Origin of the sequence: Akkermansia sp. AE01SA01, assembly GCF_036417395.1 — a bacterium.
Lineage (GTDB): Bacteria > Verrucomicrobiota > Verrucomicrobiia > Verrucomicrobiales > Akkermansiaceae > Akkermansia.
Window position 1 is genome coordinate 2,007,576 of record NZ_CP143890.1, and the last position, 13,652, is coordinate 2,021,227.

At 56.1% G+C, this 13,652-nt stretch carries 10 protein-coding genes and 1 pseudogene; 1 reads left to right on the top strand and 10 read right to left on the bottom strand.

Annotated elements, in window-relative coordinates:
* Positions 1 to 2 precede the first annotated feature (2 nt).
* From V3C19_RS08070 to V3C19_RS08110, 10 genes and pseudogenes are all read right to left on the bottom strand, one after another.
* Positions 3 to 1,154 carry a glycosyltransferase gene (locus V3C19_RS08070; protein WP_295934029.1) on the bottom strand — a complete coding sequence of 384 codons (1,152 nt, stop codon included), beginning with the start codon at positions 1,152 to 1,154 and terminating at the stop codon, positions 3 to 5.
* Entirely contained in the window at positions 1,151 to 2,305 is a 1,155-nt protein-coding gene (locus V3C19_RS08075; protein ID WP_295934026.1) for a glycosyltransferase, read from the bottom strand. The genes V3C19_RS08070 and V3C19_RS08075 overlap by 4 nt, the downstream gene beginning before the upstream one ends.
* Before the next feature lie 21 nt (positions 2,306 to 2,326).
* Positions 2,327 to 4,708 (bottom strand): polysaccharide biosynthesis tyrosine autokinase, encoded by a 2,382-nt coding sequence (locus V3C19_RS08080; protein ID WP_295934024.1) that lies wholly within the window; start codon positions 4,706 to 4,708, stop codon positions 2,327 to 2,329.
* Between the two features lie 4 nt (positions 4,709 to 4,712).
* Positions 4,713 to 5,498 (bottom strand): polysaccharide biosynthesis/export family protein, encoded by a 786-nt coding sequence (locus V3C19_RS08085; RefSeq protein ID WP_161981285.1) that lies wholly within the window; start codon positions 5,496 to 5,498, stop codon positions 4,713 to 4,715.
* Positions 5,499 to 5,517: 19 nt separating this feature from the next.
* Entirely contained in the window at positions 5,518 to 7,500 is a 1,983-nt protein-coding gene (locus tag V3C19_RS08090; protein WP_295934020.1) for a nucleoside-diphosphate sugar epimerase/dehydratase, read from the bottom strand.
* Between the two features lie 5 nt (positions 7,501 to 7,505).
* Entirely contained in the window at positions 7,506 to 8,624 is a 1,119-nt protein-coding gene (locus V3C19_RS12845) for an aminotransferase class I/II-fold pyridoxal phosphate-dependent enzyme (protein ID WP_342778990.1), read from the bottom strand.
* A gap of 483 nt (positions 8,625 to 9,107) precedes the next feature.
* Positions 9,108 to 9,293 (bottom strand): annotated as a pseudogene (locus V3C19_RS12850) (serine acetyltransferase); the annotation flags it as partial.
* Positions 9,290 to 9,898, bottom strand: coding sequence for a sugar transferase (locus tag V3C19_RS08100; protein ID WP_343203845.1), 609 nt, complete (start codon positions 9,896 to 9,898; stop codon positions 9,290 to 9,292). The gene V3C19_RS08100 and the pseudogene V3C19_RS12850, both read right to left, overlap by 4 nt.
* Positions 9,898 to 11,019 carry a glycosyltransferase family 4 protein gene (locus V3C19_RS08105; protein ID WP_295934009.1) on the bottom strand — a complete coding sequence of 374 codons (1,122 nt, stop codon included), beginning with the start codon at positions 11,017 to 11,019 and terminating at the stop codon, positions 9,898 to 9,900. The genes V3C19_RS08100 and V3C19_RS08105 overlap by 1 nt, the downstream gene beginning before the upstream one ends.
* On the bottom strand, positions 11,016 to 12,080 hold the full coding sequence (locus tag V3C19_RS08110; RefSeq protein ID WP_161981665.1) for an EpsG family protein: 1,065 nt from the start codon (positions 12,078 to 12,080) through the stop codon (positions 11,016 to 11,018). The genes V3C19_RS08105 and V3C19_RS08110 overlap by 4 nt, the downstream gene beginning before the upstream one ends.
* A 494-nt stretch (positions 12,081 to 12,574) precedes the next feature.
* On the opposite strand from V3C19_RS08110, the gene V3C19_RS08115 reads away from it, so the two are divergent.
* The gene (locus V3C19_RS08115; protein ID WP_130083797.1) at positions 12,575 to 13,645 is read left to right on the top strand and encodes a glycosyltransferase; all 1,071 of its coding nucleotides are present in this window, start codon (positions 12,575 to 12,577) and stop codon (positions 13,643 to 13,645) included.
* The last annotated feature ends 7 nt before the right edge of the window (positions 13,646 to 13,652 follow it).

Below are 13,652 nucleotides of genomic sequence, written 5' to 3' on the forward strand. Positions count from 1 at the left end.
ATTCAATGGGTTGTTTCAAAAAGCCCTTCCAGGGCACTCATCCGTCCGTCCAGATCAAAACGGCTGCCTCCGCGGAGAGCCCGTTCGCCGTAATCCCGGCGGTCGGCCCTTCCCGTCAGGATATCTTCCAGAGCGCGGAGCAGGTCCTGCGTATTATTGCCGGCAACCAGCCCGAATTCCCCGTCCCCCAATTGCTCCCGGACGCCGGAACACAGGGTGGAAACCACGGGAATACCGAGAACCAGGCTTTCCGAAATGACGGTGGAATGCCCCTCGCTGCGGGAAGAACACACCATCCAGTCCGCCGCCCGCATATAGGGATACGGATTTTCCCGATGGCCCAGGAATGTGATCCTGTCCTGCAAGCCCCACTCCCCGGTCAGGGCCTTCAGCTTCCGGCCCTCCGGTCCTTCTCCCAGAATCCAGAGATGGAAGGAGAATCCCGCCTGCACCAGATGACGGCACGCTTCCGCCAGGCGGTCGAATCCCTTCTGGCGGACAAGACGGCCGGAGGCGCAGAAAAGCATCTTTCCCTCCGGACGCTGCGGCACGAATTCCGCGGATTTTTCCCTGATGGCCTGCGCATCGATCGGATTGTAAAGAACCCTGGCATCGCGCAGGGGACCGGCCAGGGCCACTACGGATTCCCGAACGTCCCGGGAAACGGAAACCACCGTATCAAACTGCCGGTAGGCCCGTTTTTCCTCTTCCGCATTCCTGTAGGCCGGCAGCGTCCAGTGATTGGCGGCAAGGTCAATATGCACCCATGCCAGCTTACGGCTGTCCGGATTGGGAGAGCCGCTGGCAATTCTGGTGGCGTAACCTTCAATGAAGGCCGCCTCCACATCATAGGTTCCGCGGACAAACATGCGGTAAAAGACCGGCGGAGGGCAATGCCTGTATACCAGCAGCTTCAGCTTGTTCCCCGCCTTGACTTTCAGGCGCGTCCAAAACCCGTCCCCTTTCCTCAGGGAATCAAGCAGAAAATGGAAGGCAATGCTCCGGGGATAACCGGGCGGCACGTCCTCCTTTTTCAGGCAATAGACGGAAATATCCCAGCCGCGCCCTTCCCAGCCGTTCAGCAGGGTTTGCAGGACTTTTTCCGCGCCGCCGCCCGTCAGGCTGTTGACGAAAAACACGATTCTTTTTTTCATCTTTCCGCTCCCTCCAGCAGACGTTCCACCTCCCGGACGGCACCCGCGTAGGCCACCTGCCGGCCTCCCAAAGCCGCCTTTTCCCGCCATTCCGCATACGATTCCCTGCCGGACACGAAGTCTTCCAGCGCACGGGCCAGCGCCTCGTCGTCATTATCCACCATGCGGCCAAACCTGCCCATTCCCAGTTGTTCCCCGATTCCGGAGCATTCCACCGCCAGAACGGGCACGCCCAAAATGAGGGCTTCCGTCACGACGGTGCTCATTCCCTCGCTGCGGGAACTGCACACGAACAAGTCCGCCCCCGCCATCCACGGGTAGGGATTTTCCATAAAACCGGGCATCAGCAGGGATTCCGAAACTCCCAGCCCGGCAGCCAGCCGTTCCAGATCGCTTCTGAGGCTTCCTTCCCCAAGGAGAACCAATTCCGCTGCCTGGCCCCGCTCTTTCAGCCGGGCGAGGGCGCGGATAAGCCTGTCAAACCCCTTCTGTTCTTCCAGACGCCCGACGGAAACTATCCTGAAGCACTTTTTTTCAGGAACTTCCTCCACAGCGGCGGATTTGGCCAGCACCTCGTCCCGGTCCACCGGATTATGCACGACGACGGAACCGGGATGCGTTCCAAAACGCCTTTCAAAAGCCTCTTTCACCATCCGCGACACATGGGCCACCACGTGGAAACGGCCATAAGCCCTTTTTTCCTCGTCCAGCGACCGGAATACCACTCCTTGTGTCCAGGGCCTGGCTTCCAGATCCACATGCACCCAGGCTATTTTCCTGGTCTTCCCGGCCTTTCCGCGCTTTCCCGCAGGCGCGGCCGCCAGCAGGCGGGTAGGCAGGCCTTCCGTAAAGGCCGCCTCCACATCGTAATCCCCGGCAATGAACCATTTGTAAATCCACCCGGCGGGCAAAAAACGGTACACCAGCGCGTACTTCAACCGGTAAAGGCAGCCCCGTCCGCCCACGATGAAGCGGTAGCGGGCGTGCTTCCGGACTTCATCCCGGTACTGCCCGCAATCCACGACAGCGCATACCGTCACGTTGAATTTGTCCCGGTCCAATCCGCGCACCAGGCCGGAAAGGATTTTTTCAGCTCCTCCCCCGGCGAGGGATTCCACCAGAAACAAAACGTTGAGACGCGAACCGGACATGATCATTGTTTTCAGGCAGGGTCATTTTCCCAGACACGGGGAAGAAGTGTCAAAACTCCTGTACATGGCATATTTCCGGGAGGAACGGGAATGGTTCTCCACATCGCACAGGACAATGCCCATGCGCTTCAATTTCCCATTCTTCCACGTTTTCTGCAGACAGGGCAGGTCGCGTTTCCTCACGCACCCGGCCCGCATGACGTACAGCGTGGCGTCCGCCAGCCTGGCGACGATGCGCGCATCCGCCAGGGAAGCGTAGGGAACGCAGTCCATGAAGATGAAGTCGTAATGCTCCTTCAATTCCTCCATTAGCACCCGGACGCGGTCATGCAGCAAAAGCCGGGACGGATGGTCCGGCAGAGTTCCGGCAAAAAGATAATCCAAATGATCGGAAACGGAGGATTTCTCCACCAGGGAGCGCCATCCGCCTTCCCCGGAGCGGTCCAGATTCCCTATTCCGGGCTTCCCTTGCCCTCCCAGCAGGGAACTGAGCGTTCCCTTCCTCAAGTCCATGTCCATCAGGAGAACCTTCTTTCCGGCCACGGCAAGGGACAGGGCCAAATTCACGGCCAGATAGGTCTTTCCTTCTCCGGGGCATGAAGATGTCAGCAGAATGCTGAAACCGCCGGGACCGTTTTCTTCCGCCAGAGAGACCAGGCGTTCGGCGAGAAGAGGAAAGCTTTCCGACAATTCGGAAGGCTCTTCCAGATTCACCACGATTTCCTGGTTTTTCAACTTCCTGGGCTTGCGGGGAAGCACCCCGTAAACGGGAATGTCCGTCAGGGATTCTATTTCCTCCCTGCGCTTCACCCGTGAATCCATCATCGCGGCAATCACGCATCCCAGGACGGGAACGGCCAGCCCGACGAGGAAGCCCACCAGCAGAATCTTGGGTACGTTGGGAGCCAGCGGACCGGCCCCTCCGCGCACGCCGTCCACCATCCGCGCATTGTCTTCCGTGGCGGCCAGGGCCAGGGAATTTTCCTCCCTTTTGTTCAACAGGAAAACATACAGGGATTCCCGGACGCGCTGCTCCCGGTCAATGTAGTTAACGTCCCGTTCCCTGCTGGAGACGTTCCTGATGTGCTCCCGCGTCTTCTCATGCTGGTCCTGAATGTTCTTCTTCTTGACCAACAGGGAAGTATAGTAATTGTTCACGGAACGTTTCAACGCATCCTTCAGGGAGGACAAATTGGCTTCCAGCTCACGGACAATGGGATTGTTGTCCCCTGCATTCACCTTCAGGCTGGTCTTCTTCAGCAGGGTGTCATTGAACACGCCGATCTGGTCCCGGATGCCCATGTCCGCTATTTTCGAATTGATGGGCACCAGCTTCGCGTCATGTTCCGCCTCCTCTTCCAGATACTGCTTCAGATATTCGATGGACTTGATCTCCAGCGCCAGCTCCCTCAAATCCTTCTTGTCATTGATGCTGTTCTCATATTCTTCCGTGAGCGCGGTGGACAGGTCTGTCAGGATATTTGTCTCCTTTTTCAGCTTTTCAACGGCCAGATCATTCTTTCTCATTTCCTCGCTGATGACAGCCAGGCGCTCCCCGATGAATTTGTTCGTCTTTGTGCCGCGCGTGTTTTTTTCTTTCAGGGACGCCTCATTGTAAAAATGGACGATGCTGTGGAGGATGACCTCCGCCTTCACCGGGTTGTTGCAGCGGATGGAAACATTGACCAGGTTATTCTTTCCATTTGCCTTTTTGACGGTCAATCCGCTTCTCAACCCCACCGCCGCATTCCTGACGGAGGTTTTCCTGACAATCACGGGCACGTTCAGCGCGGCTTCACTGAACCGGGGAGTTTTCTCCACGATGAACGTCAGGGAGTTGAAGCGGACCTCCTTGCCGAAAGTTCCCGTTTCCTGACCCCCGCGGTCCTTTTCATCCTTCTCCAGCCGGAATTCCTTCCCGGAAAGAGGAACCACGCAGAACCTGGCGTCAGCCGCTCCCCCCTCCGGCGTGAACTGCACCGCAATGGGGGAATCCTCATAAACTTCCACTTTGCGGAACTTGTCCTTCTTCCAGTAGGTGACGTCCAGCTTCAGCTTCCGGACTACCGTTTCCAGCAAGGAATGGGAAGAAAGCAGGAACATCTCGTTATCCAGGTTAGTGGCGACCGTATTGACGATGCCATTGGAGGTGGCCAGCACCGTGGCGGCCACGGATTCCTTGGGGTAATCGTCCTTGATGAGGATGGTGGTGGCCTTTCCGTAAACCTGGGGCTGCCGCGCTGCATACAAATAGGCCAGGGGAAGGCAGATGCACAGGGAAAGCACACACCAATACCACTTCCGGACAATCCGGCCCAGAATGGCCTTGGGGCTGGGAAACAGGGATACCGAGGCAGCGCCCACGGCATCCAGGGATTCCTTCTTGGGAGAAAGATCGTTCATGGGATTAAATGCAGAAGGCCAGGATGACCATGGCAATAGAGGTGCCGGAAATGAGGTAGGGATAAATCTGGAGCTGCTCGCTCCGGGTATTCACTTTTCTGTCGGATGGAGTGACGTAAATAACATCATTCTGCTGGATATAGTAATAGGGGGAATGAAACAGGTCGCTGTTGCGCAGGTCCACCTTGGACGCGATGCGCTCTCCCCCAGCCTCCCGGATGATATAAATGTCACGGTTGCCATCCATGTTCAGGTCTCCAGCCTTGCTCAGCGCTTCCAGCAGCGTCAGGCGTTCCCCCTTGATTTCATAATTGCCCGGCTTGGACACTTCCCCGAGAACGGAGAATTTGAAGTTCATCAGGCGCACGCTGACGGCAGGGTCCTTGATGTACCCTTCCCTGATAATCTCGTTTTCAATATCGTTCGCCAGCTGGGTGCAGGTCTTGCCCACAGCCTTGATTCTGCCCAGAACGGGGAACACGATATCGCCGTCCGTATTCACGAAGTATCCGCGCTCGTCGTCCCTGGGGCTGGAAACGCTGCCGCTGTCCTTGTTGAACATCTGGGCGAGGGTGGGATTCTTGCTGCTGACGGAAATGAAGAGGCGGTCATCCTTCTTGATGACTATTTTATACTCCTTCCCGATGGAAGATTTCTGGTCCAGCACCAGGTTCTGGACATAATTGACTTCTTCAGGCTTGACACAGGCGGAGAGAACGCATACCAGGACGGCGCCCACCAGAAGGCGGCTCCACACGGTGGAACGGAGGAATGGATGTAGGTATTTCATTGGATGGATTAGGCAAGGGTTAGATGGTGAGGAGTTTTTTTGAGTGCAGGTAGTCATATTTCTGATAAGGGGAATTATTGCTTTTATATTCGGGAATCAACTGCTTCATGGAACGGATGGTATCCTCCATCCGGAGGGATTCAGCATGCGAGACCAGGGTTTCCAGGGAATTCTTCAGGGAGGAAATTTCATATTTTCTGGTCTGGAAAATTCGGATGCGCTTGTGGGCAGTTTCCAGGGTTTGCTCATCATCCGTCAGAAGCTCTTCATACAGCTTTTCTCCGGGGCGCAATCCGGTAAAGACGATGCGGATATCCTTCAAGGGGGAAAGCCCCGCCAGGCGTATCATTTTTTCAGCCAGATCCACGATCTTGACCTGTTCGCCCATGTCGAACACGAAAATCTCGCCGCCCTTCCCCATGGCATTCGCCTGTAGAATCAGCCGGCAAGCCTCCGGAATAGTCATGAAATAACGGACAATTTCAGGGTGGGTCACCGTCACGGGCCCCCCTCTCTTGATTTGTTCCTTGAAGAAGGGAATCACGGAACCGGCGCTTCCCAGCACATTGCCGAAACGGGTGGTGATGAAGATGGTGGAACCTTTTTCCGGATTCTGTTTCAATGCTTCTCCCAGACTCTGGACGTACATTTCCGCCAGGCGCTTGGTGGCTCCCATGACGCTGGTAGGATTCACCGCCTTGTCCGTGGAAACCATGATAAACCGCTTGACGCCGTACTTGACGGCCAGAGAGGCCACGTGCATGGTTCCTTTCACATTATTGACCACGGCCGTGCAGGGATCTTCCTCCATGATGGGAACGTGCTTGTACGCGGCGGCGTGGAAAATCAAATCCGGCCTGTACTCCCGCATGCGCCGCTCCATCTGGCGGTGGTGGCAGATGCTGGTCACGGCGCCTGCGATGGGAATATGCGGATAATCCTTTTCTATTTCCTTGCGGATCATCCACAGCGGCGTCTCGGCATGGTCAAGCAGCACGATCTTCCGGGGGGAAAACCGGCACAACTGCCTGACGAGCTCGCTGCCTATGGAGCCGGCGGCTCCTGTCACCATCACCACGCTGTCGCTGATTCCTTCGGAAATGACTTCTTCGTCGATCTTGATTTCCTCGCGCTCCATCAGGTCTTCAATCTGCACCCCGTCCACTGCAAATCCGGAATAGTCGTCAAACGACTGGAAAAGATCATGGGAAACGAGCAGGTTGATGCCCCTCTCCAGGCAGATGTCGGCCAGCTTTTTTTCCTCCAGAAGATATCCTTTTCCCACGAAAATGATGGCCGAGGCCTGGAAAACATCCAGCACCTCCTCCACATCGGAAACTTCCTTGACGAAACGCACCGGAATGCCCTTGATTTTCTTCCCGTCCGCATGCGGTTCCGACGTCAGGATGCCCACAATCTCATACTCATCACTCTTCAGGCTTTTGATTAGGGAAGCCTTCAACAGGCAGGCATCCAGTTTTCCGACCAATGCCGCCCTCTTGCGTCCGGTTGTGGTAATGGAAGCAACCGTTTTATTGGAATTGAAATTCTCCAGCCATCTTCTTCCGCCGATGCACGCCATGCGGCATCCGATCAGCGCCAGAGAAGTCAGAATGAAATTGAAAATGCCGCAGGCAATGAATATCCGGAAATACGCCGGCCATACAATGATACTGAACACGTACAAAACCACGTTGGACAAAAGAACGGCCACCATGATCCTCAGCAGGTCCTTCATGGTCGTATAACGGACAAGCGTTTTGTAAACTCCCGAATTCCAGAGGAAGAAGGCCGTAACCGCAAAATCGACAAGAAGGGCGTACAGCAGATTGTTGTCCACCCAGTCCCCCCGGTAGAGGAACCGGTAATAATAGCACGCCAGCACCGTCATGAAAGACGCCACCGCAATATCCAGGAAGAAGATAAACTTCCCGTTGACATTCAGTAAATAATGCCTGGTGTAATAGAGAGATCGCGCTATGGGGCTGTGAGTTATGGGCATACGTGTTAAAGGTTGGAAATCACATCAATGATGAGGTCCAGTTCTTCCTGGCCCAGGGCGCTCCCCGACGGCAGGCAGAGCCCCCGCTCAAACAGGCGGTCCGACACGCCGGCGCCATAAAAAGGACAGGAACGGAACACGGGCTGTAAATGCATGGGCTTCCAGAGGGGGCGGCTTTCCACGCCCGCTTTCTGCAAGGCCAGCCGCAACGTTTCCCGGTCAAAACGTGCTTCTTCCGGATTGACCAGCACGCAGGTCAGCCAGTGGTTGGAACGGTAATGGGAGGACGGGTTTTCCAGCAGGGACAGCCCCGGAACGCCGGAAAGCCGGTTTCTGTACTGCTCATGAATGTTGCGCCTCTTCTCCAGGAATGAGGGGAGGGAAAGCATCTGGCCGCGGCCTATGCCCGCGCACACGTTGCTGAGACGGTAGTTATAGCCGATGTGGGAATGTTCATAATGCGGCGCTTGGTCCCGTGCCTGGGTGGCGTAAAATTTGACTCTGTTCCGGGATTCCTCATCCGGGCAGCACAGGGCGCCCCCGCCGGAGGTGGTGATGATCTTGTTCCCGTTGAAAGAAAAAACGCCATAAGTGCCAAATATGCCGCATTTTCTCCCCCGGTACTCGGAACCCAGCGCTTCTGCGGCGTCCTCCAGCACGGGAATGCCGTATTTCCCGGCAATTTCCATAATCTCCGTCATGCTGGCGGGCATGCCGTAAAGGTCCACCGGAATAATGGCTTTGGGAGCGCGGCCCGTCTGCCTGATGCGGTCCCTGATGGCTTCCTCCAGAAATTCGGGAGACATGTTCCATGTTTTTTCCTCACTGTCCACAAACACGGGGGAAGCTCCCTGGTAAACAATGGGATTGGCGGACGCCGCAAACGTCATGGACTGGCAGAGGACTTCGTCCCCAGGCCCTACGCCCAGCATCACCAGCCCCAGATGCAGGGCGGACGTTCCGGACGCCAGAGCCACGACATGCCGCTCGCCCAGGTACTCTTCAAGATCCCGTTCAAAGGCGTCCACATTCGGCCCTACCGTCGTCACCCATTTGGAATCAAAAGCCTCCCGTACAAACCGCTCTTCCGCCTCTCCCGTCTGCGCCAGGGACAGCCAGATCATGGATTTCTTCTCGGGCGAGGGAGGCGCGGACTTTTTAAGCACGGCAGGGCACCCCACATAGGTTCCCTCTTCCAGCGCATCCCTGACGAGCGTGGAGTTGGCTCCCAGCACCACACGCTCCCCAACCTTCCGGCAGGGAAGCACCACGGAAGCGGCCCCCAGGAAATTGGAATTCCCCAGCGTGACGCCGCCGGAAACCTTGCAGCCGTTGGCCACTACGTTCCAATGCCCCAGGGCGACGTCATGCCCGATCAGGGAACCGCAGGTGAACAGGTTGAAATCACCCATGTTCACATGGCAGCTGAAGACATGGCCGAAGCTGATGACATTGCCTTTCCCCATGGAGACACTGCCGCAGTCATAAAACTTCACGTCCGGCGCGATGATATTCGGAAAATCCAGCAGGGCGTTGTCCAGCCGTCCGGAAATGCGCTTGAGCGCATCCGGGGAGGCTATCGCAAGCACGATGGACAAAGGCTCTCTCCATGCGTTCAAGTCTTCAACGGTGCCCAGCACCTGGCCGTATTCGTTTTTCGTGGCCGCCGGCACCTTGTCGTCAAAGAAGCCTATCAAATTCCATGCGGACGACGTTTCATTGATCGCCCGGAGACAGCAAGCCGTCTCCCTGCCGAATCCTCCGGCGCCTACAATAGCTATGTTCTTTTTCATTTTCCTGAACCCGTGAATTTTTGCATGGTGGCGCACCCTTCCGCGCTGATGCCCTGCCGCCGGACCACTTTGGCCAGCGTTAAAAAAATAATGCGCATATCCAGCAGGAAGTTCAGATGGTCCACATACCAGACATCCAGCTCAAACTTGCGTTCCCAGCTGATGGCATTTCGCCCGTTCACCTGGGCCCATCCCGTGATGCCGGGCCGCACGTCGTGGCGGCGCGCCTGCTCCGCCGTATACAAGGGAAGGTATTCCGGCAGCAGCGGCCGGGGACCAATGAAGCTCATTTGCCCGGCCAGAACGTTGAACAACTGGGGCAATTCATCCAGAGACAGGGAACGCACCAGGGCCCCCGCGCGCGTCAGGCGCTGTTCGTCCGAAAGCAGTTCTCCGCGGGAATCACGGGCATCCGTCATGGTCTTGAATTTGACAATGCGGAACAGCCTGCCGCCGCGCCCCGGGCGCGTCTGGCGGAAAAACGGCGTTCCCCGGTTGGCAAGGGCCAGCAGCAGCGCCAGCAGCAGGAACGGCACGGACAGCAGAGCCAGGGCCGCCAGTGCGAGAGAAAAATCCATAAGACGCTTGATGCCATTCCCGTATATCATGATATTCTCCCGTAAAAATTGAGCAGGGCATCCCATACCATCCGGCAGGAATATTTCCTCCTTACATTTTCCGCGGCTCTCGCGCCCATTTGCAGCCGCCGTTCCGGATCATCCCGGAAGGAGGCCATGGCGCTGCGCAACGCCTCTTCATCCCGGACGGCCACCAGCAGGCCGTTCACGCCGTCTTCTATAATTTCATTGCATCCGCACACATCCGCGGCGATGGAAGGCAGTCCCATCGCTCCCGCCTGAAGAAGGGAGTTTGGAAATCCCTCTCTGTAGCTGGGCAGAACAAAAACGTCCGCGGCTTCCAGCCAGGGCCGGATGTCCTCCTGAAAGCCGGGCACGAACACTCCGGGCATCTCCAAATCAGCTGCAGCATAACCTTCCAGACCACCCACCAGCGCTAGAAAAACAGGAATTCCCCCCTGCTCCTCATCTCCGCGCAATGCGGAAAACGCGGCAAGCAATTCCCGGATGCCCTTGTCTTCCGTGATTCTGCCGACAAAGACAAACAAAACGGCCCCTGCGGGAAGACCAAGACGCCGCCTTTCCTCCTCCCGGCGGCCGGATTGCCGGAAATGCTCCAAATCAACGCCGTTGACATTACCGTGGGCCAGGACTTCCAGAGATTTTCCCGTCACTTTTTCCGCAATCAGAAGCTTTCTGACACCTTCACCCTCCGGGATGACATGGGTGGCGAACAGGCATGTAAGGCGGTCCATCTGCCTGAGCAGGAATTTAAACGCGCCTTTCCGGTAGGGGAAAATCAGCCCGGTGAACGTATGCACCCGCACAGGAACACGGGCCAGGGCGGCGGCGGCCATGCTTAAAAGACCGGCTTTAGGAGTCAGGGAGTGCACGCCCCAGGGGCGTTCCCGGCGGAACAGGGCAAACAAACGCCACAAACTCTTCAAATCCTTCCACAGGGAAATCGTCCGCTCTATTTCAAGCTCCACGGTCTCCACGCCTTCACGCCGGCGGATGCGCGCATGCTCCACACCGGGGGAAGCTACGGCCAGAACGTCAAAATACCCGTTCAGGTAATTCAACTGCCCCCTGAGCAGCAGGTCCAGAGACATGGGAGCCGCCGCAATCCTGATGAGTTTTTTTCTCATGCGTTGTAAATATTCATGTAGAAGGTAAACGCATAAATCAGCGGGAAAAAGCCGGCCAGCTTCTTTTCCTGATCCGCCCAGAACCTGTACTTGAAGAAGGGATAAATGAATACGAATCCCATCAGGAACCAGGAGAGCTGGGCGAACCTGTTGCTGAACGCCGCATACATGCAGAGAATCCAGAACGCATTCGCCGCGATGTAAATATTGAGCAGCCACGTATACATGGCATCCCGGTACTCCTGCCTGAAAATAAAATAACAGCCCGTCACGATGGGAAGCGCACTGTAAAGGAGGAAATCCCAGCGAAACCCCGTGCTGCTGAAGAAGGGGCTGGCCGCCTTTACCTCCTCCGCGGAACTGATGTAGAGGGTCAGGCGCGGATCGTCAAACAGGCCGGAAGAGGCAATCATTTCCCCAATGGCCGGACCGGCCAGAATAACCGCCACAATGCAGGCCAGCCACGCCGCCACATAATACCGGGTATCTGTCAGGAACCAGGCGCAGGCTCCGGCTCCGATGAGCAGAGCCATGGATTTGTGCAGGCTGACGGCAAGAAGGGAAAAAAGCACCAGGTACTTGAGGTTATCCCGGAAGGACAGACCGAGAATCATCACGGAGGCGGCCATGCCGTTGCGGATTCCGTTGACACCGTAAACCCAGAAGGTGAACATGGCGCAAGCCGTCAGAAAGGGAATGAACCACCTTCCGCCGAAAATCCTGTAGCTGGCCAGCGCCAGAGCCCCCACGTACACTGCAGAACAGGAAAGAAAATAGTCGTGGACATTCCCGTACTGCACCCACGCATGCAGAATAAGGGCAAACAGCCATTCCCCGCGCAGGGATGTCGCCTGCGCCATCCAGTTGCCGCTTTCCTCCGTCTGAAGCGTCTGGAATTCCGCGGCGTAATTGATGGTATCTCCGAATTCCGGGCTGACCGGGCGGGCCCCCATGTACAGGATCAGCGCCACAACAAAGACAAATCCTGTGAAATTATTCATTTTGGCCATGGAACCCGTATAAATCACGCCGGTTCCCGCCTGATATACAGCGACGGCCATCAATAAAAGAATGATCCAGTTAAACAAGGATGTGTACAAAGAAACTGGAATAAATTCAAAACACATACATAAAACAGAGACCCGTGCCTAAATATTACCGGATTATCAGTCCGCTTGAAAAAAGCTTCCGGGAAACCTAATAAAATCAATATTATGCGGAGGTAAATAAAAAAATCCCTATTGCTTAAGTAGGGTTATAATTGTCTTAATCTGCCTATTGCCAGGATCTTCGATTGACAGCGGACTGATAATCCGTTTACCCAGTCTCTTTAAGAAGCAACATTTTTTATTAGAGTTTATTATATATTGAATACTAAAAGAATAAAAACAAGAATCCGGAGGTATCCGACAACAGAAATGGTTTTTCGGCATTGTTTCATTCCGGCAACTATTCTATTCTTCCTGCCGCGTTCCGGAGAGGCTATGTTCCCCCCCTGCCCGCTCGGGGCATTTTTCCTGAGTTGAGGACGGCCATCTCCATCGTCACCGACAACATGAACACTTCCATCCAAAACGGCGCAGAGCTCCCCCTGGTCAGCGTCATTGTTCCCATCTACAATCTGGAAACGAGCATCTCCGCCTGCCTGGACAGCCTGCTGTCCCAGACCTGGCCTTCTCTGGAAATCATCCTGGTCAACGACGGTTCCACGGACCATACGCCGGATATTCTGAACAAGTATGCGGCCCGGCATTCCTGCATGACGGCCATCCACCAGAACAACGCGGGCGTGGACGCCGCGCGGTATGCCGGCATGGACAGGGCGACGGGGCAATACGTGATGTTTCTGGATGGCGACGACGTCGTTTTTCCGGACTGCGTGGAAGCCATGACCCGAATGGCCATGCGGGAAAACGCCGACATCGTCATCGGGGACTATGTCAGGCATCTGGACCGCTTCGGCCTCTTCCGCAGAAAAGACGGGGCCATTCCGGAAAACCGCGTGGTGGAGCGGCAGGAGTTCCTTTCTTCCTATTATTCCGGCTTTTTCGGCATGGACCGGTATGGCCTGTTCTACACTTACGGGAAAATGTGCACCAAGCTTTACGGCAGGGAATTCCTGCTTGCCAGCCGTCCCGCCCCAAGCGGACTGAGATATGCGGAAGACCAGTTGTTCAACCTCCGGGTCTTCCCCGCGGCAGAACGCATCGCCCTGCTGGCAAAGGATGTGTACGTGTACAAATTCGGGGGAGTGACGGGAAATCTCACGCTGTCCCTGTTTGACGACATGATCCGCCTGCACTCCCGCAAAATGGGCATGACGGACCGGGAAGACTGGAAAAAAAGTGAATTGAGGGCGTTCCTGAACAACGTCCGCAGTTTTCTGGCAACCCTGGCCGTTTCAGGCCAGCTCACGGCCCGCAGCATGCCGGAAGCCCTGCAAAAGCTGAACGAAAGTTCCATCTGGCGCCAGGCACTGGAAGCACATCCCGGAGTTGATGACAGTTTCTTTTCCGCCATGCGCCGGAACGACCACGCCGCGGCATACCGGGAACTCAGCCGGAACACCTTCCTGAAAAAAGTCTCCTACAGGTTGCGCAGAATCATTCTGAAACTGGTCCGGTAAGGCGGTG

Coding starts and splice junctions, on each gene's coding strand:
- V3C19_RS08075 (WP_295934026.1), bottom strand. CDS start 2,305: ATGTCCGGTTCGCGTCTCAACGTTTTGTTTCTGGTGGAATCCCTCGCC.
- V3C19_RS08090 (WP_295934020.1), bottom strand. CDS start 7,500: ATGCCCATAACTCACAGCCCCATAGCGCGATCTCTCTATTACACCAGG.
- V3C19_RS08080 (WP_295934024.1), bottom strand. CDS start 4,708: ATGAACGATCTTTCTCCCAAGAAGGAATCCCTGGATGCCGTGGGCGCT.
- V3C19_RS08070 (WP_295934029.1), bottom strand. CDS start 1,154: ATGAAAAAAAGAATCGTGTTTTTCGTCAACAGCCTGACGGGCGGCGGC.
- V3C19_RS08115 (WP_130083797.1), top strand. CDS start 12,575: ATGAACACTTCCATCCAAAACGGCGCAGAGCTCCCCCTGGTCAGCGTC.
- V3C19_RS12845 (WP_342778990.1), bottom strand. CDS start 8,624: ATGATCTGGCTGTCCCTGGCGCAGACGGGAGAGGCGGAAGAGCGGTTT.
- V3C19_RS08085 (WP_161981285.1), bottom strand. CDS start 5,498: ATGAAATACCTACATCCATTCCTCCGTTCCACCGTGTGGAGCCGCCTT.
- V3C19_RS08110 (WP_161981665.1), bottom strand. CDS start 12,080: ATGGCCGTCGCTGTATATCAGGCGGGAACCGGCGTGATTTATACGGGT.
- V3C19_RS08105 (WP_295934009.1), bottom strand. CDS start 11,019: ATGAGAAAAAAACTCATCAGGATTGCGGCGGCTCCCATGTCTCTGGAC.